General features: G+C 50.5%; 28 protein-coding genes, 1 tRNA gene and 1 pseudogene. 23 read left to right on the forward strand and 7 right to left on the reverse strand.

Annotated elements, in window-relative coordinates:
- Window positions 1–45: 45 nt before the first annotated feature.
- The 4 genes from NSU14_RS10905 to NSU14_RS10920 form a co-directional block, all read right to left on the reverse strand.
- The gene (locus NSU14_RS10905) at window positions 46–264 is read right to left on the reverse strand and encodes a hypothetical protein (protein ID WP_042138200.1); all 219 of its coding nucleotides are present in this window, start codon (window positions 262–264) and stop codon (window positions 46–48) included.
- A 548-nt stretch (window positions 265–812) separates the two neighbouring features.
- A complete protein-coding gene (locus tag NSU14_RS10910; protein ID WP_042138197.1) occupies window positions 813–1,100 on the reverse strand; it encodes a YxcD family protein in 288 nt (95 codons plus the stop codon).
- Window positions 1,100–1,525, reverse strand: a complete 426-nt coding sequence (locus NSU14_RS10915; protein ID WP_039309423.1) for a membrane protein — start codon at window positions 1,523–1,525, stop codon at window positions 1,100–1,102. Before NSU14_RS10915 ends, NSU14_RS10910 begins: the two co-directional genes overlap by 1 nt.
- Window positions 1,526–1,782: 257 nt before the next feature.
- Window positions 1,783–2,361 (reverse strand): beta-class carbonic anhydrase, encoded by a 579-nt coding sequence (locus tag NSU14_RS10920; protein WP_340944768.1) that lies wholly within the window; start codon window positions 2,359–2,361, stop codon window positions 1,783–1,785.
- Between the two features lie 276 nt (window positions 2,362–2,637).
- On the opposite strand from NSU14_RS10920, the gene NSU14_RS10925 reads away from it, so the two are divergent.
- The 9 genes from NSU14_RS10925 (at window position 2,638) to NSU14_RS10965 (ending at window position 10,155) form a co-directional block, all read left to right on the forward strand.
- Window positions 2,638–4,155, forward strand: a complete 1,518-nt coding sequence (locus NSU14_RS10925; RefSeq protein WP_340944770.1) for a carboxypeptidase M32 — start codon at window positions 2,638–2,640, stop codon at window positions 4,153–4,155.
- Window positions 4,156–4,248: 93 nt separating this feature from the next.
- Window positions 4,249–4,896, forward strand: a complete 648-nt coding sequence (gene trhA, locus NSU14_RS10930; protein WP_039309379.1) for a PAQR family membrane homeostasis protein TrhA — start codon at window positions 4,249–4,251, stop codon at window positions 4,894–4,896.
- A 148-nt stretch (window positions 4,897–5,044) separates the two neighbouring features.
- A complete protein-coding gene (locus NSU14_RS10935) occupies window positions 5,045–5,401 on the forward strand; it encodes a putative DNA-binding protein (protein ID WP_039309377.1) in 357 nt (118 codons plus the stop codon).
- Between the two features lie 21 nt (window positions 5,402–5,422).
- Window positions 5,423–6,811: a signal recognition particle protein gene (gene ffh, locus NSU14_RS10940; protein WP_042138192.1), complete on the forward strand. Its 1,389-nt coding sequence runs from the start codon at window positions 5,423–5,425 to the stop codon at window positions 6,809–6,811.
- A gap of 409 nt (window positions 6,812–7,220) precedes the next feature.
- On the forward strand, window positions 7,221–7,493 hold the full coding sequence (gene rpsP, locus NSU14_RS10945) for a 30S ribosomal protein S16 (protein WP_019910363.1): 273 nt from the start codon (window positions 7,221–7,223) through the stop codon (window positions 7,491–7,493).
- Between the two features lie 22 nt (window positions 7,494–7,515).
- Window positions 7,516–7,746 (forward strand): KH domain-containing protein, encoded by a 231-nt coding sequence (locus NSU14_RS10950; protein ID WP_019910364.1) that lies wholly within the window; start codon window positions 7,516–7,518, stop codon window positions 7,744–7,746.
- Between the two features lie 93 nt (window positions 7,747–7,839).
- Window positions 7,840–8,364: a ribosome maturation factor RimM gene (gene rimM / locus NSU14_RS10955; protein WP_039309371.1), complete on the forward strand. Its 525-nt coding sequence runs from the start codon at window positions 7,840–7,842 to the stop codon at window positions 8,362–8,364.
- On the forward strand, window positions 8,364–9,152 hold the full coding sequence (gene trmD, locus NSU14_RS10960) for a tRNA (guanosine(37)-N1)-methyltransferase TrmD (RefSeq protein WP_340948923.1): 789 nt from the start codon (window positions 8,364–8,366) through the stop codon (window positions 9,150–9,152). The genes rimM and trmD overlap by 1 nt, the downstream gene beginning before the upstream one ends.
- A gap of 924 nt (window positions 9,153–10,076) precedes the next feature.
- A tRNA-Pro gene (locus NSU14_RS10965) sits at window positions 10,077–10,155 on the forward strand.
- A gap of 67 nt (window positions 10,156–10,222) precedes the next feature.
- Here the strand turns inward: NSU14_RS10965 and NSU14_RS10970 are convergent.
- A complete protein-coding gene (locus NSU14_RS10970) occupies window positions 10,223–10,417 on the reverse strand; it encodes a hypothetical protein (RefSeq protein ID WP_039309369.1) in 195 nt (64 codons plus the stop codon).
- 229 nt (window positions 10,418–10,646) lie between these two features.
- On the opposite strand from NSU14_RS10970, the gene NSU14_RS10975 reads away from it, so the two are divergent.
- Complete coding sequence (locus tag NSU14_RS10975) at window positions 10,647–10,904, forward strand: hypothetical protein (RefSeq protein ID WP_042138189.1); 258 nt, start codon at window positions 10,647–10,649, stop codon at window positions 10,902–10,904.
- A gap of 52 nt (window positions 10,905–10,956) precedes the next feature.
- On the opposite strand, the gene NSU14_RS10980 is transcribed toward NSU14_RS10975, so the two are convergent.
- Entirely contained in the window at window positions 10,957–11,907 is a 951-nt protein-coding gene (locus tag NSU14_RS10980) for a hypothetical protein (RefSeq protein WP_340944774.1), read from the reverse strand.
- Window positions 11,908–12,162: 255 nt separating this feature from the next.
- On the opposite strand from NSU14_RS10980, the gene NSU14_RS10985 reads away from it, so the two are divergent.
- From NSU14_RS10985 to NSU14_RS11035, 11 genes and pseudogenes are all read left to right on the forward strand, one after another.
- Entirely contained in the window at window positions 12,163–12,483 is a 321-nt protein-coding gene (locus NSU14_RS10985; RefSeq protein ID WP_156118659.1) for a hypothetical protein, read from the forward strand.
- Window positions 12,484–12,725: 242 nt separating this feature from the next.
- Window positions 12,726–13,070: a 50S ribosomal protein L19 gene (gene rplS, locus NSU14_RS10990; protein WP_039309361.1), complete on the forward strand. Its 345-nt coding sequence runs from the start codon at window positions 12,726–12,728 to the stop codon at window positions 13,068–13,070.
- Between the two features lie 205 nt (window positions 13,071–13,275).
- On the forward strand, window positions 13,276–13,896 hold the full coding sequence (gene lepB, locus NSU14_RS10995; protein ID WP_076246963.1) for a signal peptidase I: 621 nt from the start codon (window positions 13,276–13,278) through the stop codon (window positions 13,894–13,896).
- A gap of 29 nt (window positions 13,897–13,925) precedes the next feature.
- Window positions 13,926–14,786, forward strand: coding sequence for a ribosome biogenesis GTPase YlqF (gene ylqF / locus NSU14_RS11000; RefSeq protein ID WP_039309356.1), 861 nt, complete (start codon window positions 13,926–13,928; stop codon window positions 14,784–14,786).
- A 637-nt stretch (window positions 14,787–15,423) separates the two neighbouring features.
- Window positions 15,424–16,035, forward strand: coding sequence for a ribonuclease HII (locus tag NSU14_RS11005; RefSeq protein WP_340948925.1), 612 nt, complete (start codon window positions 15,424–15,426; stop codon window positions 16,033–16,035).
- Window positions 16,036–16,103: 68 nt separating this feature from the next.
- On the forward strand, window positions 16,104–18,308 hold the full coding sequence (locus tag NSU14_RS11010) for a DNA ligase (RefSeq protein WP_340944777.1): 2,205 nt from the start codon (window positions 16,104–16,106) through the stop codon (window positions 18,306–18,308).
- Complete coding sequence (locus tag NSU14_RS11015) at window positions 18,305–18,607, forward strand: EscU/YscU/HrcU family type III secretion system export apparatus switch protein (RefSeq protein WP_039295123.1); 303 nt, start codon at window positions 18,305–18,307, stop codon at window positions 18,605–18,607. The genes NSU14_RS11010 and NSU14_RS11015 overlap by 4 nt, the downstream gene beginning before the upstream one ends.
- Window positions 18,608–18,624: 17 nt before the next feature.
- Entirely contained in the window at window positions 18,625–18,990 is a 366-nt protein-coding gene (locus tag NSU14_RS11020) for a YraN family protein (RefSeq protein WP_340944781.1), read from the forward strand.
- A gap of 133 nt (window positions 18,991–19,123) precedes the next feature.
- A complete protein-coding gene (locus tag NSU14_RS11025) occupies window positions 19,124–19,537 on the forward strand; it encodes a hypothetical protein (RefSeq protein WP_052421921.1) in 414 nt (137 codons plus the stop codon).
- A gap of 35 nt (window positions 19,538–19,572) precedes the next feature.
- Window positions 19,573–20,082, forward strand: coding sequence for a phosphoesterase (locus NSU14_RS11030; RefSeq protein ID WP_340944786.1), 510 nt, complete (start codon window positions 19,573–19,575; stop codon window positions 20,080–20,082).
- Between the two features lie 213 nt (window positions 20,083–20,295).
- Window positions 20,296–22,015, forward strand: a pseudogene (locus tag NSU14_RS11035) (YifB family Mg chelatase-like AAA ATPase).
- A 403-nt stretch (window positions 22,016–22,418) separates the two neighbouring features.
- Here NSU14_RS11035 and NSU14_RS11040 read toward each other — a convergent pair.
- Entirely contained in the window at window positions 22,419–22,847 is a 429-nt protein-coding gene (locus NSU14_RS11040; protein WP_039295134.1) for an organic hydroperoxide resistance protein, read from the reverse strand.
- Window positions 22,848–22,995: 148 nt separating this feature from the next.
- Here NSU14_RS11040 and NSU14_RS11045 point away from each other — a divergent pair, with 148 nt between their 5' ends.
- The gene (locus NSU14_RS11045) at window positions 22,996–23,463 is read left to right on the forward strand and encodes a MarR family winged helix-turn-helix transcriptional regulator (protein ID WP_042138172.1); all 468 of its coding nucleotides are present in this window, start codon (window positions 22,996–22,998) and stop codon (window positions 23,461–23,463) included.
- A gap of 358 nt (window positions 23,464–23,821) precedes the next feature.
- Complete coding sequence (gene sucC / locus NSU14_RS11050; RefSeq protein ID WP_076246949.1) at window positions 23,822–24,979, forward strand: ADP-forming succinate--CoA ligase subunit beta; 1,158 nt, start codon at window positions 23,822–23,824, stop codon at window positions 24,977–24,979.
- The last annotated feature ends 5 nt before the right edge of the window (window positions 24,980–24,984 follow it).

Below are 24,984 nucleotides of genomic sequence, written 5' to 3' on the forward strand. Positions count from 1 at the left end.
AGAAGTACCCGCTGCATCATCCCCGGCCAGATCAAATTCAGCAACTCAGGGCTCTTGGATACCGCCTGATTGAGCCTTATAGAGCGTAATTTCGTTTCCGCTGATGCTGATGATTTTTCCAGTGAAGCTCTGGGCAGCAGTGGCTTCTGTGCTATCTGGACTGGCTACCGGAATAGTCTCTTCCTGTGCCTTGTTGCCGCAGCCTGACAAGAGCAGTGCAGACAGCAGCGTGCCTGTGCACAGGCATTTTGTTAATCTCGACATGATCTCTGGTCCTCCTAGACATAATGTGAGCCCAAGCCTGAACATATGTATTCGTACAAAGTTGCATCAGGGCTATAGACTCTCAGTTTGTGAGCTTCTGCAGTGCCGTCAAGCTTCGCTCATACCCCGTATCATCAGCTGTGACTTCCCCGGCAAGCAAATGTTCTGAGATAATATACCAGCTGTTCCTGAAAGAAAAATGAAAGGTGCATGCTCGCTGATTCGCTGATAACAGAGGTCTCGCGATTTCTCTCCAGAGCAATGATAGTTGGAAATAAGGCACTTAATTCAACACATATTCCGATAATTACGATTTTGCATATCATTAAGTGTTGTTTCTCCAACTATTCCGGCGATAATAATGACTTCGCCAGTAATAGATGCTGTTTTTCCACTTAGTCGGACCCCAACCCCAACCCCAACCCCAACCCCAACCCCAACCCCAACCCCAACCCCAACCCCAACCCCAACCCCAACCCCAACCCCAACCCCAACCCCAACCCCAAAAAAACCGCCCGCTTAATGCATCAGCGGACGGCGTATGAGTTTTACAAAGTGACAACAGCGGTGATTTCTTCGTCCAGCTCCAGGCGTACATTTTCACGGTAAGCGCGGATGCCGTATTCGCTGTGCAGATAACGCAGAATCGATTCAATCAGATTGGATTCGACCAGGAACTGGCTGCGGCCCTGGACCCAGACCTCTGCGGTATAGCCGGTGTCTTCGTCCCAGCTAAGCTCCACCCGGACTTCCTCCACCCGTACAGCTTTGCGTTCAGCCATATGCAGGCAGATTGCATTGATAATCTCGTCCATACTGAGTACGGTAACACTCATTAGTAGCGCCCGTCTCTTTCCTGCATTCTGCGCCGTTCCTGTCTGCGCCGGAAGAAGGACATGATCATCATAACGACCAGATAAATGGCCAGCATGTTAATGAAGAGGCCGATGATATTGCCGAAAGCGCCCATGCCGGAGAACATTCCGCCGAAGAGGAAGCCGGCGATCCCGCCGATCATCAGGCCTTTCATCAGGCTGCCGCCGCTGAAGAATCCGCGGTTTGCATTCGTTGTGCTTCCGGCTGTGGTGCCTTTGGTGCTATCACTTTGTTTCACATTGTTTGTTGTTGATTTCTTCGGGGTAGTGGTGAATCCCCGGCTTCCCGATTTGAAGCCGCCGCCACGGCGGGCATCTGCAAAGTCAGGAGCAGTTACGGCAAAGAACAGAGTGAAGGCCATGACGATCATCATTACACGTTTCATTGATTTCATTTAGTACGAGAACCTCCCAGAAGTGTGGTAAATACAGACATTCCAGAATCTGCAGCGGACAAAACCATTCTTTTAACGATTAGCATCCGTCTTGTTCACATTAGTTTCTGTGTGTCTGCCCGGTAATACGCAGGTTATCCTCAGGAGGTTTCAATTTTTAATAATCACAAATAGAAATGTTAACTGGCTTCAAGGTTCCGGCAGGCAAAAAAAAGTGCGTGGATCCAGGATCCACGCAAACAGCAGTTTCAGAGAGTTGCCTTATACTCCGCGTATCCATCCGAGACAAGCTCAAGCGCTCCGGTTGCCGGATCGATGATCATGCCGTGAATAGGTACGTTTGGGGGGAGTAAGGGATGGCGCTTGATCAGCTCCACAGTCTGAATTACCCCTTCCTCCACATTGTCAAACCCGCGCAGCCATTTGGTCAGCTTAATTCCCGAATTCTCCAAAGTATCGAGCACCTGCTCCGAAACACCGCGTTCCTTAATAGAATTGATCATCCGGTCCGCATTCAGGGAGGCCATGCCGCATTCATAATGCCCGACGACGATAACTTCATCCGCATCCAGCTCATACAGCGCAACCATTACGCTGCGCATTACGCTTCCGAACGGCTGGGAGATGACGGCTCCGGCATTTTTGATGATTTTGACATCGCCGTTCTTGAAATTCATCGCTTTGGGCAGAAGCTCAACTAACCGGGTATCCATGCAGGTGATGATCAGCATTTTTTTATCCGGAAATCGGCTGGTCAGATAGGCTTCGTATTCTTTTTCCTCAACAAAATGCTTGTTAAATTTCATAATTTCTGTGACCTGACTCATGAGCATGCTGCCTCCTCAAAGTTAAATGATAATAGACTTCTTCTGAAATCCCCTCGTACAGCTCCCCCTTGGGAAGCTTACGCAATAAGTTGTTATCCATTCTACATCTTCTTGCCGCGAACTTAAAGTCAGTAATCAGAATTCCCCGGGTTCACGGTATTCATTAGAATATAAGTATTTCAAATTGAAGATGTCTATTCTGAATTTGATTATAGCCATTAATAAAAGTATCATCAAGAGGAGTGGATAAATTAGACAAGGGCAGGTGCTCAACCAATGGAACAATTGGTCAAAGAAGAGTGGGATAAATTTAAAGAGCTATTATTCAAAATCAGAGGCTATTATGAAGCTATTGGGCTCCTGGGCTGGGATTTGCGTACAGGTGCGCCGCGTAAAGGTGTGGAGATGCGATCAGCCACGCTTGGCATGCTGAGTGCAGAAGCGTTCAAATTGCAGGTATCGGAGGAGATCGGTGCTTTTACCGAATTCTTCAGCCGTCCGGAAGTGATGAGCCAGTTAAGCGATAATGAGAACAAGATCGTGAAGGATACCCGCAAAGAGTACAGCCGCAGTAAGAGCATTCCTTCCAAAAAATTCGAGGAGTACTCTGTCCTGACCGCCCATGCCCAGACCATCTGGGAAGAAGCCAAGGATAACAATGATTTTGCCTCCTTCGAGCCTTACCTGACCAAGATTGTTGAGTTCAAACAGGAGTTTATCGATTATTGGGGAGTAGAAGGCTCACGTTATGATACGCTGCTGGATATGTATGAACCGGATCTGACGGTGGCCAAAGTGGACGACATCTTCAGCCGTCTGCGCAGCCGTCTTGTTCCTCTTGCCGAAGCGATCAGCGCGTCGCCGAACAAGCCGGATACGGAATTCCTGAGTCAGATTTTCCCCAAAGAGCAGCAGGAGAAGTTCGGCCTCTTCCTGCTTGAGCAGATGGGCTACGACTTTGAGGCAGGACGTCTGGATGAAAGTGTGCATCCGTTCGCTACGGGCCTGAATCCCGGCGATGTGCGCATCACAACAAACTATCTGCTGGATAATGTGACCAGTTCGATCTTCAGCTCATTGCATGAGGGCGGACATGCCCTGTACGAGCAGAATTTCGGTGAAGAGATTATTGGTACACCGCTGGCTCAAGGCGCATCCATGGGGATTCACGAGTCCCAGTCCAGACTATGGGAGAATATGATTGGACGCAGCCGGGCTTTTTGGCAACGTTACTACGGCGATTTGCAGCAGCATTTCCCGGAACAGCTTGCTAATGTGGAAATGGAGGATTTCTACCGCGCCATCAACAGTGTAGGCAATTCCTTCATCCGCATCGAAGCCGATGAGCTGACGTACAACCTGCATATTATTGTACGCTACGAAATCGAGAAGCTTATTTTCAATGAAGGGCTTGAAGTGAAGGATCTGCCGAAGACCTGGAACGCGAAGTATCAGGAATATCTCGGCATAACCCCTCCTACGGATGCGCTTGGCGTACTGCAGGATGTTCACTGGTCGGGAGGAGACTTCGGATATTTCGCTTCTTATTCGCTGGGCAACATGTACGCGGCCCAAATGCTCAATACGCTGCGCAAGGAGCTTCCGGAGTTCGAGGAGCTGATTGCTGCCGGAAACCTGCTGCCGATCAAAGAATGGCTCACCGACAAAATCTACCGCTACGGTCAGAGCCTGACACCCTCGCAGATTATCGAGCAGGTAACAGGGGAACCGCTGAACCCGGATTATCTGGCGGATTATCTGGAAGCAAAGTACACTGACCTGTACAAGCTGTAAACGGAGAAGTATTCCTTGCGGCTGCCGTAAGCTGGAAGGACCTCAGGGAAAGAGCTATAATAGAAGGAAACCGCAAATGGAAGGAATAGTGGGATGGCTAATACTCACACTTACAGCCGCAAGGAAGAGGTTGCGAACGCGATTACACACGGGATTGGTGCAGTGTTAAGTATTGCTGCGCTGGTTCTGCTGGTCGTATATGCTGTCCAGAATGGTACGGCCTGGCATGTTGTCAGTTTCTCCATATATGGGGTAACTATGCTGCTGCTGTATTTTAATTCAACAATGGTGCATAGTCTTAGGGACGGCAAGGCGAAGGATTTCTTTGAATTCCTCGACCACTCCTCGATTTATTTGTTTATCGCCGGAACGTATACACCCTTTATGCTGGTGGCGATCCGGGGGCCGCTGGGCTGGACTTTATTCGGGATCGCCTGGGGAGTAGCGGTATTCGGCGTCTTTTTCAAAGCGTTTTTCGTCAAAAAGTTCCTGTTCATGTCGACCATATTCTACATCGCCATGGGCTGGATGATCGTGATCGCCTGGAGCCCTCTGTCTGAGGTTGTGGCCAGCGGCGGCATGACTCTGTTGATGGTAGGCGGTCTGCTGTACACGCTTGGCACAGTTTTTTATGTGTGGCGCGGCTTCCCGTACCATCATGCCATCTGGCATTTGTTCGTGCTTGCAGGGACGATTCTTCACTTCTTCGTTGTATTCTTATACATCCTGCCGATTCACTAAGCAGGCCGGAATTTACCTCCGAAATGCCGGTTTCGGGCAAAGAAAAGGATGACAAGCAAAAAGGCTTGACATCTTTCTTTGTTTTCGGTATCATAAGGGACGTTGTGAAGCTGTAAAGTGTTTTTCCTTGACGAAGGGAGTGCCCTTAATGAGTCAGGAGAATAGGCTCGAGAAAACCAACCGGATCAACCTGCTATTTGCTTTCTACGAACGGCTGCTTACTGACAAGCAGCAAACGTTTCTCAAATATTATTTCCACGATGATTTCTCCCTGGGAGAGATTGCTGCGGAATTTGAAATCAGCCGTCAAGCTGTGTATGAGCATATTAAGCGGGCGGAGCAAGTTCTTGAGAATTATGAAGAGAAGCTTGGACTGCTGTCCAAACATGAAGACCGCAACAGATATTTAGAAGAACTGCGCAGACTGCCGGACAATGGGATGCTGCCTGAGCAATATAAACTGCGGTTCACGGACATCGTGGATCGTTTGCAGAGGTTAGAGTAGCATGAAGGGAGCAAGCCGCATATGGCATTTGAAGGTTTAACCGGAAGATTGCAGAATGTGTTCAGCAAACTGCGCGGCAAAGGGAAAGTATCCGAAGAAGACGTAAACGAAGCCATGCGCGAAGTGCGGCTGGCCCTTCTGGAAGCCGATGTTAACTTCAAAGTCGTCAAGGACTTCGTGTCCAAGGTGAAAGAGAAGTCCGTCGGCAAGGAAGTGATGGACAGCTTCACGCCAGGCATGGTCATTATCGACATCGTTAATAAGGAACTGACTGAGCTGATGGGCGGAAGTCAGGCGAAGCTGGCGAAGTCGAACAAGCCGCCGACCGTCATTATGATGACGGGTCTGCAAGGTGCGGGTAAGACAACCACTTCGGGTAAGCTGGCGAAGCTGCTGCAGAAGGGCAATCACCGCCCGCTGCTCGTAGCGGCTGACATCTACCGTCCTGCGGCGATCAAGCAGCTGCAGGTGCTGGGAGAGCAAATCAAGGTTCCGGTCTTCTCGCTGGGTGATCAGACAAGTCCGGTGGAAATCGCCAGACAAGGTGTTCAGCATGCGAAGGACAATAACCTCGATTATGTCATTATCGATACTGCAGGCCGCCTGCATATTGATGAAGAGCTGATGGAAGAGCTGAAGCAGATACATAACGTCGTAACTCCGGACGAAGTGCTGCTTGTAGTCGATGCCATGACCGGTCAGGATGCCGTGAATGTGGCTGACAGCTTCAACAAGCAGCTGGAGCTTACCGGCGTAGTGCTGACGAAGCTTGATGGTGACACCCGTGGTGGTGCCGCGTTGTCCGTTAAGGCCGTAACCGGCTGCCCGATCAAATTCGCTGCTCTTGGCGAGAAGATCGATGCGCTGGAGCCGTTCCATCCGGAACGTATGGCATCACGGATACTCGGTATGGGCGACATGCTGTCGCTGATCGAGAAGGCTCAGGCCAATATCGATACCGAGAAAGCGAAGGAAATGGAACGTAAGATGCGTAATGCGGAATTTACGTTCGACGATTTCCTGGAGCAGATGGATCAGGTCAAGAAGCTTGGCCCGATCGACCAGATTCTTGATATGCTGCCTGGCATGAACAAAGCCAAAGGCATGAAGGATCTGAAAGTTGACGATAAGCAGATGGGACGCGTCGAAGCCATTGTTCATTCCATGACCAAGGCCGAGAAGGCCCAGCCTGAGATCATCAACCACAACCGCCGCAAGCGTATTGCTGCCGGCAGCGGTACCAACGTCGCCGAGGTTAACCGGCTCATCAAGCAGTTCGATGAAATGCGCAAGATGATGAAGCAGTTCTCCGGCATGATGGGCGGCGGAGGCAAGGGCGGCAAGAAGAACGCCATGAAGCAGCTTAAAGGCCTTGGCGGCAAGGGCGGTATGAAGTTCCCTTTCCGTTGATCTCTATAAGGTTTACCATAGATCAGATATAGTACAACATCAGATGATTGCAAGAGTTTTGATCTTTATAGATCAGACATAGTACAACATCAGATGATCGAGAGTGGTTTTGATCCTAGTCTCTTGATCTCAGTCTCTTGATCTTTTAATCTTTTAATCTCTACCCTGTATCAAGGTAACGCCGCAGTCAAGCGTATCCCGCAGGGAGGAAAAGCGGTCTTATCCCGAACAACCCCAGGCCCTCCAGTCTGAACGCCTACGCCAGTTGCATTTAGCCGGGTGTCCAGAGGGCAGAGCCCTTGGGGCCCTCCCTTGGAAGGGAGGGTTTGGGAGGGATCGAAAAGCCTTGATAAAGGTTTGTCCCAAAGGTTAATAATAATTCCGATATTCTTATAAGGAGGTGAATTTCGTGGCAGTACGTATTCGTTTGAAAAGAATGGGAGCACATAAAGCGCCTTTCTACCGTGTAGTGGTTTCCGATTCCCGGTCCCCTCGTGACGGTCGTTTTATCGAGGAAATCGGTTATTATAATCCGATTGAAGTACCGGCAGTCGTTAAGATTGATGAGGAAAAAGCTCTTAAATGGCTTCAAACAGGTGCACAAGCATCTGATACCGTCCGCAACCTGCTTTCTAAGGCTGGCGTGATGAAGAAGTTCCATGAGCTGAAGCAACAGAAATAATGACTGATTGCGAGGGTCCTCTATGGAAGAATTAGTTGGTGTTATTGCTAAGGCTTTAGTGGATCATCCAGAGGATGTGACCGTACGGACCGTGGAGAAGGATCACCTGATTGTCTATGAGCTCTCCGTACATCCTGATGATGTCGGTAAGGTCATCGGCAAGCAGGGGCGGATCGCCAAAGCGCTTCGTACCGTAGTTACATCTGCAGCAGTCAAGAGCGATAAACGCGTTACCGTAGATATTTTATCTTAAGTGTGCGTACAATGAGGGGCTAGGGATAGTATATCCCGGCTCCTTTTTGTTGAAATATATAGATAGTCGAAACTTGTCAAAGGAGAGGATCACATGACGGAAGAGTTAACAGTAGGCAGACTGGTGAATACCCACGGTATCCGCGGAGAGGTCAAAATCCTGTCGCATACCGATTTCCCGGAAGTGCGCTTTGCACCCGGCAAAAAGCTGCTGCTGATTCCGGCGGACGGAAGCCCGAAATTCGAGGTGACGGTAGAATCCGCGAAAGAACACAAAGGTATGTATATAGCCAAGCTGAAGGGCTATACCAATATTAATGAGGTTGAGAAATATAAGGGCAGTATGCTTAAAGTGCCAAGCGATGACCTGGTGGAACTGCCGGAGAATGAATATTATTTCCACCAAATCGTTGGCTGTGAAGTGTACACCGATGAAGACGCCAGCCAGCCGCTGGGTACAATCACGGAGATTCTGCAGCCTGGTGCCAATGACGTCTGGGTGGTGAAGCCGGCCAAAGGCCAGGATATCCTGATTCCGGTCATCAATGATGTAGTGCTTGACGTGGATATCGAGGCCAAAAAAATCACGGTGCACATTATGGAAGGGCTGCTTCCATGATCCGGATTGATGTGCTGACACTCTTTCCGGAGATGTGTGAAGGTGTATTCGGCACAAGCATACTCGGCAAAGCCCGTGACAAAGGCATCGTATCGCTGAATGCCGTGAACTTCCGTGATTTCTCAGGAAACAAGCATAACAGCGTGGATGATACGCCATATGGCGGAGGCGGGGGGATGGTGCTTAAGCCAGACCCGATCTTTGCGGCGGTTGAGCATGTGCTGGCCGAGACCAGCGCTGAAGCAGGTGCGGCTGAATCCGCTATAGACCCGCCGGCGAAGCCGCGGATAATTCTCATGTGTCCGCAGGGCCAGACGTATAATCAGCAGATCGCCGAGGAGCTGGCGCAGGAGCAGCATCTGATTTTCATCTGCGGGCATTATGAAGGCTATGATGAGCGGATCCGCGAGCATCTGGTGACGGACGAGCTATCGATTGGCGACTATGTACTGACTGGCGGTGAATTGCCCGCCCTGACTGTCATTGACTCGGTCGTGCGGCTGCAGCCGGGGGCGCTGGGTAACGAGACCTCTGCAGTAACCGACTCCTTCAGCACGGGGCTGCTGGAATATCCCCATTATACCCGTCCTGCGGAATTCCGCGGCTGGAAGGTGCCTGATATGCTTCTGAGCGGACATCATGCCAACATTGAGGTATGGCGGCGCGAGCAGGCGCTGCAGCGCACACTTGAGCGCAGACCGGACCTGCTGGAGACAGCAGAGCTTTCGGCGAAAGACAAGCTGACACTGAAGCGGCTGCAGGAGCAGGCAAGCCTGAATAACAAATAAATGAAAATTGGGCCCGGAGAAGAGTCATAGATAGCGTCTTTTTAACGTATATTACGTTAGGGAGGCGTTTTTTGCTATGTGCTGAGAAGTGGAGACTGATCAAATCCATAGAACAAATTAGCAGACACAGAAGATTCACACAAAAAATAAGAGCGGATGTGCGTTAATGCCCTTTTTTTAGGGTAATGAATAGAGGTGCCGCGATCATACATGCAGCTTTAGACGCAGCTAGCTTAATTATCGAAAGGAATGACTGAAAGTGACTACGAATACGCATGAACCCTTCAAGCCAGCCGTGGACACTGTCCACAAGGAGGCGGAGCCGCTCCGCACAGTAAGCGATATTATTGATTTCTATAAGAATCGTAAATCGTAACCCTCTAACTCAAGGAATGAACAAGACCCTGGAAGCAGGTTCCATAGGCTCGGTGATACTGTAGCAGAGCACACAAATAACCGCTAAAGACAGACGGACCCTAAGTTCGCTGGCTTTAGCGGTTATTTATTTCGTGATGGAGTGTAGAGAAACAGATCTATAGACACAAAACAACCCGTCTACATTCTGATCCCATAAAAAAAGACCGTCCGTAGACGGTCTTTCTACCCGAGGCGCTAGTTTGTACCTTTGATCCGTATCCCGCGCCACCAGGGCCAGTGATTCAGCCGTTGGTCCGGGTAAGGGATACGTTCAGCATGTCATGCTTGATGTGAACGCACCTCCTTTCCTTGTGCCAAGAGTATAGCATAGCTTATATGAAAAATCCATAAAATTTGAATAATAGTTTTAAAAAAATAAATATAAAATGTACTTGAAAGTAAAATAATTCTGCGGTATATATAAAATATAAACAGGAAGTAACCGTTTTCGGGCATATTGTTAAAAGAGGGCGCGTATCTTATTTTGTAGGCAAGCATACATAGATGTCGGGGTATAGCGCAGCCAGGTAGCGCGCATCCTTGGGGTGGATGAGGCCGCAGGTTCGAATCCTGTTACTCCGATCCAAAAAACACTTCCGTCAGGGCCGTTAGCTCTGTGGAAGTGTTTTTAACTTTTATGCGAATAACGCCGGTTAAGCTCTGCCCCTGTCCCTATCCTGGCGGGTAAGCATGATGATCCCGGTGACCAGTGAATATACAGCAACAACCATAAGCAGTACAATAGCCCAAGTATAATTGCGCACCGTGTAGGTGAGCGATGTGAATATGATGAACCAGGCGATACGAAGTACTCCTTCATTAATGAAACGTCTGCCTGCTGTGCTCATGATTCCTGCCTCCTTATGAATTGTAGATTATTGTTCACAATCGTAAGCGCTTCAATTCGTATTATTATCTTAATAATACCCCTTTTCTTCGAAAAATGATACACAATGTTCACAAGTTCTTGAATTCACAGCTGCAATAATTATAGACATTTGCCTCATGGCTATTGCCGTTACCGGCTTATCCCTCCCCTCATAAGATACAGAAACACGATTGAGGAGGAATCAGCAGATGGAAGCTTATTATAATTGTCTCCATTGTAAAAATAAGCGGGTGCGCATTATGACCACTGACGGCAAACGTCATGAAGGGGTTATTGTGGATGTGGACCAGAACAATGTGTATCTGAAAACAAAAGGCAACGGCAAAATGAAAACCTCGGCATTCTATCCGGGGGGCGCAGGGAATTATTATGGGGGGTACTTCGGCTATGGCAGCGAAATCCTTACACTCAGCCTGTTTACTTTGCTGGCCATTGCGCTGATCTGATAAGAGCACAAATTAAAAAGTGGGCTCCTGGAAAACAGGAACGCCCACTTTTCTAATTATTAACGGATATTGCTCCAATCTGGGTAGTTAGCGTTACCAGCGGACCGCCGCCGTTATAATCCTGCTTGCCGCCTGCAGCGCCGGCTATATGGCCCAGCTCACTCTCTGCTTCCACAGTACATTGTACTGAACTGGCAAGATCGGCGGATATTTTACCTATATCGCTTTCAGCTTTAAGACTACTGCCGCTATCCATACTGGAAATACCAAGCTCGATACTTCCTGTATTAGACTTAATTGAAGATTTGCCTGTGAAAACAGTATCCTGAAGAATGATGCTTCCGACATTGCTGACGATATCAAAGGTACCCTGCAGACCGCGGAGCTGTGTGGAGCCTACATTATTATTGATCTCAACATGGTTCACTGTATCCGGAAGCTCAACTACATAATTAATACTGAAGTCTGAATGCCCGTATTCATTCTGTGACCAGTCCCAGAGATTCTTCTTCGGGCTATCCTCTCCGTGAGCGGAGACGGTCAGCACGCCACCTTTATGTTCAATCGATACTTCAGCGTGGTCAAGTACCTCGGAAGCGGCGTCGTTAGACGAACGTTCGTGGACAACAACGGTGGCTTTGACAACAATCTTGTCCCCGGAAGCGGGAACTAAGCTGATTTCACCCAGAACATTATCAAGCTTAAATACAGAGGCTGAACCCGCCGGCAGGGAGGTGGAGAATTCTCTGCTGATACCCTCATCATTAATCTTTTGTTCAATCCTGTCTGTTGTCGTCTGGACTGCATCTCCTAGCGAGACGGTTGCCTTTCCGATGCTCTGCTTAACCGCCTCTGCGGCTTCCTGCTGGAAGTTTCCGGACAGACGCTGCTCCAGCTGATGATCTGCTGCCTCTTTACCGGGAAGCTCCCTGCATCCGGCCAGTAAAGCGATGGAAAAGACGGCTACTGCTGCAACAATTGCGGTGTTGTGATTTTTCTTCAATATATATACCCTCCTGAAGGTTAGTAATTTGCTTATGTATATTAATTATTATATATTATGGAAAATATATGGATAACGGGCTGGCGGCGGGTTGCTGTACTGGACCATAGTCCAGTACAGCATGTTGACTACATTTTGATGATGCAATATGTTAAACTAGCGTTAGATCTAAAGACCGGAATAATCATTCCTGGCAGCTGGAACAGACCGACACAGAAGGTAAGGCGGAACCAGGTCTGTTTACTATTTTGACTGATGAAGTCAGAGGAGCGGATGAGCCAAATGCAATATGCGGCGGTCTTCATTATTTTGTTGGTTGGTGCAGTTGTTTATGTAATTTCCCGCAACCGGATGAACAGGGAGCAGCCTCAAGCACCAATAACGGTTAAAGCCAGCAACGTAATATCTATGGAAGGGCACCGCAAGGCTAAGCAGAACGCTGCAGATCAGCTTTGCTCTTCCTGTAAGAAGAGAAACGGCAAGCTGGTTTTTTATGCCCAGGATAACGGAAGTGTGGTCGGACTCTGCAAGGATTGCAAGGTCAAAGCGAAGAAACGGGATATGCTGCCACTCTAAACAAGTAGCAACGCTATGCCGTCCTTAACAGGACGGTACCGTTTCAGCGAGAAATAGAAGGGGAATTTATAGTGCGAAGCATATATATTCTTCTATATTGAATTTTATACTTGTCTTTATTTCTGCCGTGTGGTAATATTATTTCTGTTGTGTGGAATACGGTGGTCCTCTGCGGATAATGAGGGAGAGCAATGGCTCTCCGGAAGAGGCAAGAACACCTGTACGGAAGGAGGAAGTCCTAAATGAATATCCTACAAGCAATTACGCAAGAGCAACTTCGCAAAGATATCCCGAGTTTTCGCCCGGGTGACACTTTGAAGGTGCATGTAAAAGTTATCGAAGGAACTCGTGAACGGATCCAGTTGTTCGAAGGCGTTGTAATCAAACGTCGCGGCGGTGGTATCGGTGAGACTTTTACAGTTCGTAAAATCTCTTATGGTGTTGGTGTGGAAAGAACATTCCCAATCAACTCCCCTAAGCTCGAGAAAATTGAAGTGGCTCGCCGTGGTAAAGTTCGTCGTGCGAAGCTGTACTATCTTCGTGAACTTCGCGGTAAAGCTGCAAGAATTAAAGAAATCCGTCGCTAGAATAGCGGCAAGTGAAAGGGGCTTGAGTTCAAGCCCCTTTCGTTTATTCTTACTATGTAATGAAAACATTGATTTAAGAAATATGTGCCTTAGGAACAGCTTCTCCGAAAAGGCCTCCTGAAGGAGTAATCGCGGGGGAGTTTTTGGCAGGAGTTTTTTTGTATTGTATAGTGGAGATAACAACATATGGAGAGGACGGTGAACTATGCAGCAGGATTTGCAGCCCGGGCAAGGTGAGATCATAGAATCTGACGGCCAAAGCCCCCGGAAGCCAAAAAATGAAGTCCTGGAATGGATTAAAGCGATAGCAATTGCATTGGTTCTGGTTATTCTAATACGCTGGCTTTTGTTCAAACCGTTTATCGTGGACGGACCTTCCATGCAGCCTAACTTCCATACTGGCGAACGGGTTATTGTTAATGAAATTCTCTATGATATTCGTACACCTCAGCGTGGTGAAGTCATCGTATTCCATGTGCCGTCTGAAGGCAGAGACTTCATTAAGCGTGTCATCGGTGTAGCAGGCGATACGGTGAAAGTTGAAGGGGATGTCGTAACTGTGAACGGCGAACCGGTAAATGAAACGTATATCCAGGGTGCAATTGATGATGCGCATAATAACAACTCTTTGTACAACAATAAGAACTTCCCGAATGAAGACTTTACGGATGGCACAGTGCCTGAAGGACATGTGTTTGTGATGGGGGACAACCGCTCAGACAGTACAGACAGCCGGATGATCGGTTATGTGCCGCTGGGTGATATTGTCGGCCGTGCGGACCTTATTTTCTGGCCGGTCAAAGATATTACAGTAATTAACCATTAAGCTGACAGAAGTCAAAGGAGGTGACGGCAATGGCCATTCAATGGTTTCCTGGTCATATGACGAAGGCTAGACGGCAAATTGAGGATAAGCTGAAGCTGATTGATATTGCAATAGAACTGCTTGATTCCCGTCTGCCGCTTTCCAGCCGCAATCCGATGATTGACGATATTTTGCGGGATAAGCCAAGGCTGATTATTCTGAATAAAGCGGATCTGGCCGATCCGGAAGCAACGCGCAAGTGGCTTGCTTACTTCAAGGAACAGGGCCATGTTGCCTATCCTGTGGATGCTTCTACCGGGACAGGCATTAAGGAGATTCCTGAGCAGGTTAAGCTGCTGCTGAAGGAAAAGATTGACCGGCAGATTTCCAGGGGAATTAACCCGCGGGCAATGCGCGCATTGATCGTCGGTATTCCCAACGTAGGCAAATCGACACTCATTAACCGGATGGCGGGCAGAAGTATCGCGATTACCGGAGACCGTCCAGGGGTCACCAAGGGCCAGCAATGGATTAAGACAGGCGGGAATCTGGAGCTTCTGGATACCCCGGGTATCCTCTGGCCGAAGTTCGAGGACCAGGTGGTAGGCTATAAGCTGGCGGTAACCGGAGCGATCAAGGAAGAAATCCTGAACATTGAGGATATCGCGTTCTATGCGGTAAAATATCTGGTGAAGGATTACGGCAGCCGGTTCCAGGAGCGTTTTGGCATCGACAAGCTGCCTGAGGATCTGGAGAACCCGGACGAGATCGTTGCTGTGATGGAAGCGGTAGGACGTAAACGTGGCTGTCTGCTCAGCGGCGGACGCGTAGATCTGGAGAAGGCTTCACGCGCACTCCTGCATGAGCTGCGCGCCGGCAAGCTTGGACGATTTACGCTGGAGACGCCTTAACTAAAGAATGAATTTTGGAATGGAAGAGCCATCCGTGTTTGTGGACTGGCTCTTTTTTTGCGTGGCAGGACGGGGAGTTGGCGATGGGGACGGGTAAGTGCGGAGAACTGTTGTACTTAATGCAACTATGGGTTATGGATAACTGGGTGTTCCGCTGGATTGTTGTATGAAATACAATAATAATCCCGTTAAGCCGCTTGGAGGAGGGGGAATGCTGCAATCTATACAACATTTTTGGGATTGGAGCGGAACTAATGAAGGAAAAGTTGTATTTGCTGCAAGAATGTTAATTGGGGGACTGTTACGATGCAGCGGCTAACCCGGCTATTTAATGGCAAGCAAGGATAGATAGAAACGCAAAAGAATAACGAAAGCGAAAAGAAGTGTTTTGGACTTGAAGGAGCGACAGCGAGCAATTGTGTTAATCAGTTTCAACTGCGGATAGAGGATTAGATCAAGTAATCCCGTGTTACCAAGCGGCCGGAAATCGAAATATCCAACGCAGGGAGAGCTGAGCTTCAAGTCCAAAAATCATTATAATGACGGATGACCATAATGGCCGCGTATGTTAAGCTGGCTAGTAGAGGAACTGGATAAATTGCTGATTGGCAGGTGGATAGAAGTGAGCACAATAGATATGCTGTTGTATGAAAAAGAAGGCTGGGAGCTGTCTTATCAGCACATTGCCGGTGTAGATGAAGTGGGCCGGGGCTGCTTGTTCGGGGATGTGGTGGCTGCTGCGGTAATTTTGCCGGCCGGGCTGATTATTGAGGGTGTGGATGATTCCAAGAAGCTGACGGCCAAGAAGCGTGACGCCTTGTATGAGATTATTATGGATCAGGCACTGGCGGTAAGTGTAGGGCATGTAGAATCGGCGGTGATCGATGAAATAAATATTAAGCAGGCTTCGCGTCTGGCTATGCGCAAGGCGGTTGAAGGATTAATCCAGCAGCCCGATTATATGCTGATTGATGCAGAGAAAGTGGACTTGCCTTTGCCGCAGCGTTCGATCATCAAGGGGGATGCCAGCAGCCAGTCTATTGCTGCCGCCTCGATTGTAGCTAAGGTTACACGCGACCGGCTTTGTGAAGGCTTGTGGGAGGAATTATACCCGGATTACGGGATCAAATTACATAAAGGATACGCAACCAAGCTGCACCGGGAACAGATCAAGACGCTGGGTGTAACGCCTATGCACCGGCGCAGCTTCATCGGTAATATTCTTGCCGAGCAGCAGACATTGTTCTAAGGATAGATGCAGTTATCAAAAGGACAAATAATTCCGATATTATATAGAAGAGACAGGAGGCGGACAACATGAATATCGGATCACTCATTCGCGGCTTGCTCGGGGACAGCAAGGCGGGAGAGCCTAAATCTGTAGAGCTTAAGGAAGGTCAGGTTGTTCGCGGCGTTGTACTCAGTGTGTCTGATTCAGGCAAGGAAGCCGTGGTGCAGATTCAGGGGACGCCTGTCCGTGCTGAGCTGGAAACACCGCTTACGCCTGGACAGACCCTGAACCTGCAAGTGGGTACACCTGGTGAGAACGGATTGCCGGTGCTGAAGCCTGTCTCACTGGGTGAAGCGGCCCTGGCCTCACCGCAGAGTATGGGGGAAGCTATTGAATCGCTTGGCCTTACGAATTCGAAGGCAGGGCGGGAGATTGTTCAGGCGATGCAGTCCGGCGGATTGGCATTGACCAAAGAGACGGCGGCGAAGCTGGATGCGGTCATGAATGCCAAGCCGCCTGGTGTGCCAGCCTCGGAATGGCTGGAAGCGGCCGTTATCTCCGTGAAGCGCGGGTTGCCGGTTACGGCTGAGACGGTGAAGGGGCTGCAGCAGGCGGTATTCGGTCCGAAGCTGCATCAGCTGCTGGCCACGCTGGAATCGGAGCTGAACGTGTGGGCCCAGCAGGGTGATGCTGGTAAGAGTGCAGAAACGGCAGGAGGGAATAAATCTGCGGCAGGAGTGCTCACAGGCGGCACCACAGCTCCTGTTACCGGAAATACGGTAACGGCTGGTGTGCTGCCGGGAGTCAATGCAGATGCTGACCTTCCGGCATCGAAAGCTGGCACAACAGGTAATAGTGCTCCTTCGGGGGCAGCCGGTTCTGTAGAGACCCAGTCTGAATCAGGAATGGTAAGTAACACTGGGAGTAATAATGGTAACGTCAATGCTGGCAATACGCAAGCAATAGGAAGTGCTGGACAGGCTGCTGCAGCTTTGAATGCAGATGCTGCAGCAGAGGGGGAAGTGCCTGGAGGCCTGGCGCAGAAACTGCCGTTGTCCGAGGCGGCGTCCGCCAATAAGGCTGTATCCGCAGGAGATGCAGAGCCTGCGGGAGCAGCAGCGGCCAAAGGAAACGGCAGCACTGACCCGGCAGGCTCAGGTGCTGCTGCGGCTGGGCGGAACGAAGCCACAGGAGTGCGGGAAGGTGCGGGGGCGGCTGCGGCTGGCCGGAACGAAGCAGCAGGACCGCGGGAAGGCGCGGGGGCGGCTGTGGCTGGCCGGAACGAAGCTGCAGGAGTGCGGGAAGGCTCTGGAGCCGCTGCGCAGGTAAGCAGTGCTCCGCAGCCGCAGAGCACATCATCGGGCACTGCCCTGCTCGCGAAGCTGCAGGGCGTGCTCACCGAGCTGCGCGTCACGCTGCCGCAGCTCGCTACAGCCCCGCCCGCCTCCGGCGCGGCGGGCGAAGGCCCTGCGGCCGCGCAGCCGCCGCAGGGCAATGCCGCCCCGCCAGCACCGGCGGGGCAAGGGCAAGTCCCCGCTGCGCCGCGCGGGGACACCTCTGCTGCGGCTGCGCAGCCGCAGCAGGGCACGGCGCCCGCCCCCGACACGGAGTCGTGGGTGGGGCGGGTGCTGAAGCTGCTCGGTGCGGAGCACGAGCAGCAGGCCGTGCGCGGCGGCGTTGCCGCGGCTGCGCACGGGCGTGAGGCAGCGCTGCCGGCTGCGGCGCTGCAAGGGGCGTCCGGCGGCGCGGAGGATGCGGCCGGTACGCTCAAGGGCGTGCTGCTGCAGGTTCTCGGCAGCAGCGAGGTCCCGGCCGCGGTCAAGGAAGCCGCGGGCCAGCTGGTGCAGCAGCTGACTGGCCAGCAGCTGCTGCTGAATACAGACCGCACCGCGCCGTTCGCGCAGGTGACGATGTTCCTGCCGCTGCGGGGGCAGGACGGCCAGGAGACGGCTTCCGTCCATATCCAGTCCCGGCGCGGCCGCAAAGGCGAGCTGGATGCGGCGAACTGCCGCCTGTGGTTTGATCTGGATATGAAGCAGCTCGGCCAGACTATGGTGGATGTACAGGTCGTTGACCGGATTGTCAGCCTAAAGCTGCATAATAATGAACCCTGGGTGCTGGAGCTGCTGGAAGGGCGCCGTGAGGACATTAAGACAGCGGTTGAATCTATAGGGTACCAGCTGTCCAGCCTGCGCACGGAGCCGTTGCCCGAGCTGACCACGGCTGTAGCTCCTGCCAAACAGTCCGATTATGTTCCAGATTCCTACAAAGGAGTCGATTACCGCATATGAGTGAGTCTGAACATAAGGTTTCACAGAACCTCAAAAAGGCGGTTGCCCTTAAATATATCCCCGGCCAAAGCGAAGCCCCGGTTGTTGTTGCCAAAGGACAAGGCTCGGTAGCCGATATCATTCTGCAAAAAGCCAAGGAAAACGGGGTTGCTGTGCAGGAGGATGCCGCGCTGGTGGAGGTCCTCTCTAAGCTGGATCTGGATCAGCAGATTCCGCCTCAGCTATACCAGCTGGTCGCGGAGATTCTGAGTTATGTGTATCAGAGTGACCGTTCTGCCGGGGAACGGAGACCGAAGTGAGTCACGGGGCGGACAGGATGAATTATACCCGCAGGCAAAAAGGGACTGCTGCCGAGCAGGCGGCAAGTCTGTATCTGTCCTCCCGGGGATACATAATCAGGGAATGCAACTGGCGCTGCCGCAGCGGAGAGCTTGATATAATTGCTGAATATGAAGAGGGAATTGTCTTCATTGAAGTGCGCAGCCGGAGCAGGGCAGGTGTGCAGGGAACCCCGGAGGAGTCAGTGGATGAACGCAAAATCCGCCAGGTGAGAAATACAGCCCAGGTGTATTTACATATGCAGGGTCTGCATGATGCGGTGATTTCCTTTGATGTAATCGCCGTACAGCTAAATAGAGATTTAAGTATTGCTTCACTACGGCATATCCGTGAGGCCTTTTAGCTCTTTTTTTGCCTGTATTCAACGATTCTGCTTATTTATCCTTGACATATCATGGGCTCCATGGGTCATTTCTTGAAAGAAATGGGTAAACATTAGTGTAACTTTTAATGTCACCATGAGGAGGGCTGTCCGAGTGAGAAATCAACCGATTGATATACAGGTAAGTTTTACTTGCCAGCATTGCGAGCACAGAGTCGTAGCGGAATTGGGCGGAGAGCCTCTGTCCGTTGTCTGCTGCAGCAATTGTAATAAGACATTTACCGTTATGCGGCCTGCAATAGCGGAAGAGATATTAATTGACTGGGAGCATGAGGCTTTATTCCATAAAATGCGTGCGGAAAAAACGGAAAGCAGCAACAGCAGCCTGTTGTCACTTGTCATCAATGTCATCGAGCTGCTTACCTGGAAGGATAAGGGGAACGGTCAGGTAGAGGCCATTAAGGAAATGCGTCAATGGCTGATCGAGCATGAGGAAACCCCTCCTTTGGCCGAGTTAATTCAGGTTGACGTGAATCGGCGTTCGTCCAAGAGAAACTGGAATAAATGAACCATTCCTGAAGTACTTGAAATGGGGGAGCTGTTTTGACTAATGTCTTTTTCACCTCGGATCATCATTTTGGCCATAAGCTGATCATAGATTTCGAATCCCGTCCCTTTGGCAGTGCCGGGGAGATGGACCAGTCGATGATTGCCAGCTGGAACGCTGTGGTGGGCAAAGGGGATAAGGTATTTCATCTGGGGGATTTCTCCTTCTTGAATCAGGAGGCTACCCGGAATATCGTTTCTGCGCTGAACGGCTACAAAATCCTGATTCTCGGTAATCATGACCGCGGACGCGGGCGTAATTGGTGGCTGGAAGCCGGACTTGACGAGGTCAGTGAATACCCGATCATTTATAAAGAGTTTTTTATGCTCTCCCATGAACCTATGTATATGAACAAGCATATGCCTTACGTAAATGTGCATGGCCATATTCATGGACAGAAATATGAAGGCAACAGCCATTTTAACATTTGTGTAGAGCACTGGAATTATGCGCCGCTGTCCTTTGAACAGATCAGGGATGCCGTTGTGGCCAGTGAGGAAGGCTGAACAAATTGATTCTCTAGTCATAGATGCACAATTATGCAAGACGGATGGGAATTGGGATTTGTGCAGCGGCTTGTGCGAAATAGTCCTTGCATGATAGAAGGGGCAATAGGTATACTCAACATAATAAAGCTAACGGAAAAAAGAGGAAGCACCCTTTTTCTTGGAAATAAACGCCCGTTCCGGGCGTATTTCAGGAGGAGAGGTGTTTTTTTTGTGTACGGAAAGATGCATAGTGCATGTTTGTACGGTATTGAAGGCGTAATGATCGGCGTGGAAATTGATCTGGCGAACGGGCTGCCGCAGACGATAATCATCGGATTGCCGGATTCTGCTGTGAGGGAAGCGGTAGAGAGAGTCCGGGCTGCGGTTAAAAACTGCGGCTACAGCTATCCTCAGCAGCGCGTTACGATCAATCTGGCACCTGCAGATCTGCGCAAGGAGGGATCGGCGTTCGATCTGGCCATCGCCCTGGGGATTCTGACAACAAGCGGCCAGCTTATTATGCCGGATGCCGGGAAAATGCTGCTCATCGGAGAATTGGCGCTGGACGGCAGTCTGCGTCCGGTGAATGGGGTGTTATCTATGGTAGAGGCAGCGCGCCGGGCAGGGTTTCAGGCAGTCCTCGTACCACCGGGAAATGCGGCCGAAGCAGCGCTGATAACGGGAATCCGTGTATATACAGCCGGACATTTGCGCGAGTTGTCACCGTCAGCTGCCGGTGTTCAGGCTTCTCCATTTGCGGTAGAGCCAGCTCCAGGACTGGAGCCGCGATTACCTACAGAAGTGCCGGATTCGGAAGTTCAGGAACTACCCATGCCGCAGACAGAGCTGCCGTTTCCGGTATCGGTTAGCAATGAGCCGTCCCCGAGGAACCGCCCGCCAGTTCAGGTGCTGACGCTGGACCATCTGAGATATCAGCCGGTAGGGAACAAGGTTCTTGCGCCGAGCCGGGAGGATCATCTGATGAAGGAGGATTACAGCGATGTAATTGGACAGAATCACGTGAAGCGCGCGCTCACTATTGCCGCTGCCGGAATGCATAATATTATCTTGATCGGCCCTCCGGGGACAGGCAAAACGATGCTGATTAAACGCCTTCCCGGCATTCTCCCTGACCTGAGCGATGATGAATCGCTGGAGGTGATGAAGATATTCAGTGCCGCCGGTAAGCTGAGGGACAGCAAATGGGGCCTGATGCGCCTCCGCCCCTTTCGTTCCCCGCATCACACGATTTCGGCTGCCGGACTGATTGGCGGAGGGGGAATACCGAAGCCGGGAGAAGTCAGTCTGGCACACCGCGGAATTCTGTTTCTGGACGAGCTGCCTGAATTCTCCCGTACGGTGCTTGAGGTGCTCGGAGGACGGGGTAGTGACCATCAGCCGGGCCAGAGCGTCGTTCACATTTCCCGCCCAGTTTCTGCTCGCCTGCTCCATGAACCCCTGCATGTGCGGGTTTCTCGGGAACGGCAGCTCACAGCAGCGGTGTACCTGCAGTCCGGCCCGAATCGCCCAGTACCGGGCCAAAATCTCAGGACCGCTGCTGGACCGGATGGACATGCAGGTTGATGTCCCCCGCCCGAAAGAATGGGACCGGAATGTGCCGGCGTTGTCTACAGCGCGGATGCGTGAGGACGTTCTGCGGGCTCAGGCTATTCAAGCTAAGCGTTACCGGCACCTGCCGATCTCCTGGAACAGTGAGCTTTCCGGAGCGGCGTTACGCCGTTACGCAGATCTAAGGCATGAAGAGAGTATGCTGCTGAACCATATTCTGGAGAGTCTAGGCCTCAGCATGCGGGCGCATGACCGGATCATTAAGCTGGCCCGCACCATCGCCGATCTGGAAGGGGCAGAGGAGATTGGTTCTGCGCATCTTGCCGAAGCTGTCCAGTACCGTAATCTGGACCGCCAGGTGACGGCAGAGGAGGAATACTAAGTGAGCGTTATCTTGTTCATTCAAGCCTGAAATGATCGGGAACTGGTTATCTAAAGGATTCTGAGTCTGTTTGACATACAAATCTGCCGTATCTGCATATATAAAGGAATTTCACTCCATCAGCTGGTAGTCACCCAAGAGTCGTGCTGAGTTTCCGCCGGGAAACGCACATCATTAACTCTTTTGAAAGTTAATTGTAGTGCGGGTTAGATAGAATACTCGAAGACAAATGGATAGATTAACACGGGACCCAAAGCATAAAGTTTGCCGATCAACGGCAAACACCCTGCCCGGGGCCGCCGGACAGGGCGTTTACTTTAAAGAAAGTATGGCTATATAAAGGGCAGGCTGGGGATAGAACATGTATACCCGGTCTTGTAATTATACTGAGCAGCAGTATGTCTTACAGCACATTCAGTTCAACTTCTATATTGCCGCGGGTAGCGCGGGAGTAAGGGCATGCGCCGTGAGCTGCTTCTACCAGCTGTACTGCAGTGTCGTGATCTACGCCTTTGACCAGAACATCCATCTTCACGGCAATGCCGAATCCGCCGTCTTCAACTTTACCGAAGCTTACGGTTGCTGTTACTTCACTGCCCTCAATCTTTATTTTACCCATACGGGCAACCATATTCAGTGCACTGTCGAAACATGCGGAATAGCCTGCTGCGAACAGCTGCTCAGGGTTAGTGCCTTCACCGCCGGCGCCGCCCATTTCGCGTGGTGTGCTGATGGTAAGGTTCAGCTTAGGACTTTCAGATTCAATATATCCTTGTCTTCCGCCAACCGCTTTTACTGTAGTTTCATACATTTTCTGTTGAATAGTCATCATTATAAATCGCTCCCGTTCGTTTTCATAATGTATTGTACACAACTTAATTTAACACAATTAAAATAAAAGTCAATCTATTTTCCGCTATTAACATGATATTATGAATGAATTGTGATAAACTAATGTCACAAAGGCAGGTGAAGAAGATATGCAAGAAGAAACTATGACCCCTCCGGAGCTAATGCTTGAGAATCAGCTCTGCTTTACGATTTATGCCTGTTCGCGTGAATTTACGAAGCTGTACCAGCCTCACCTGGACAAGATCGGATTAACGTATTCGCAGTACCTGGTTATGCTTGTCCTCTGGGAGAGACGGCAATGTACGGTCAAGGAGCTTGGTGAAGCTCTGTTCCTGGACTCCGGTACGCTGACTCCGCTGCTCAAGAGACTGCAGGCTGCAGGCCTGATTCTGCGCGAACGTTCCTTGCAGGACGAGCGGAAGGTGTTAATTTCATTAACCGCACAAGGTTTGGCACTACAGCAGGATGCGATGTGCATTCCCGGTAAAATGGCCGAAGGCACCATGCTCTCCCCCGAGGAGTTTGTTGGACTGCTTGGCCAGTTCAAAGACCTGCTCGCCCGTGTTCATGAGAGCAATATTAGCAATTCGAAATAGTCTATCAGCACAAAGTCAATGCAATCGTTCGCATTCCGGCATGAAATCGAGCGAAAATGTATGTATAAATAGTGAAAGTTTTTAAGGAAAGCGCTTATAAAACATGTTACAATATTCTGGGTTTCACATTCTGGCATATAGGTAATTATAGATATCACTCTGTAATATGTTCTATATGCCACTAGCAGAAAACTGTACCGTTTACGGATTTAGTATTCAGGCGGCGGTTTTCTGCATGTGCCGGGATATTGCCAGTTTTCACCGGTCTGGACCCGGCTTTGGACAATCAAAACGGAATGCGGAATGGCTGCAGGCTGCCTGCTACACGGCCACCGCAAAACTTTAGGAGGCTTCCGGTATGAATATCCACGAGTATCAGGGAAAAGAAGTACTTAAGAAGTACGGTGTAGCCGTACCGAACGGAAAAGTAGCTTATACAGTGGAGGAAGCAGTGGAAGCTGCCGCAGCGCTGAGTACACCGGTAGTTGTAGTCAAAGCCCAGATTCATGCAGGCGGACGCGGTAAAGCCGGCGGCGTCAAGGTGGCGAAGAACAGTGATGAGGTTCGTGCCTATGCGGCTGAAATCCTCGGCAAGACGCTGGTCACCCACCAGACGGGACCCGAAGGCAAGGTAGTGAAGCGGCTGCTGATTGAAGAGGGCTGCCAGATTGTTAAAGAGTATTATATCGGACTGGTTGTAGACCGTGGTTCCGGGCGGGTAGTCATGATGGCTTCCGAGGAAGGCGGTACAGAGATCGAAGAGGTGGCGGCCACACATCCGGAGAAGATTTTCAAGGAAATCATTGATCCTGCAGTGGGACTACAGACCTTCCAGGCGCGTAAACTGGCTTACAGCATAGCCATACCTTCAGAGCTGGTAAATAAAGCTGTCAAGTTCATGCAAGCGCTATATCTGGCTTTTGTGGATAAAGATTGCTCCATCGCGGAGATTAATCCGCTGGTTGTAACGGCTGACGGAAATGTGATGGCGCTCGATGCTAAGCTGAATTTCGATTCCAACGCGCTGTTCCGGCATAAGGATATTCTGGAGCTCCGTGACCTGGACGAAGAGGATGCCAAAGAGATTGAAGCTTCCAGATACGATCTTAGCTATATTGCGCTTGACGGCAACATCGGCTGTATGGTGAATGGTGCGGGGCTCGCGATGGCTACCATGGATATTATTAAATATTACGGCGGAGAACCGGCCAACTTCCTGGATGTAGGGGGCGGCGCAACCACAGAGAAGGTAACCGAAGCTTTCAAGATCATCCTCTCGGATGATAAGGTAAGCGGGATTTTCGTTAATATTTTCGGCGGAATCATGCGCTGTGATGTCATTGCTACCGGTGTAGTTGAGGCAGCAAGACAGCTCGGGTTAACGAAGCCGCTGGTTGTACGTCTTGAAGGCACGAATGTAGCACTGGGCAAAGAAATTCTCGCCGGGTCGGGACTGAATATAGTTGCTGCCGATTCCATGGCTGACGGTGCCCGTAAAATTGTTGCTCTGGTGTAATATTC

This window comes from Paenibacillus sp. FSL R10-2771 (genome assembly GCF_038000205.1).
Classification (GTDB): domain Bacteria; phylum Bacillota; class Bacilli; order Paenibacillales; family Paenibacillaceae; genus Paenibacillus_AQ; species Paenibacillus_AQ phytohabitans.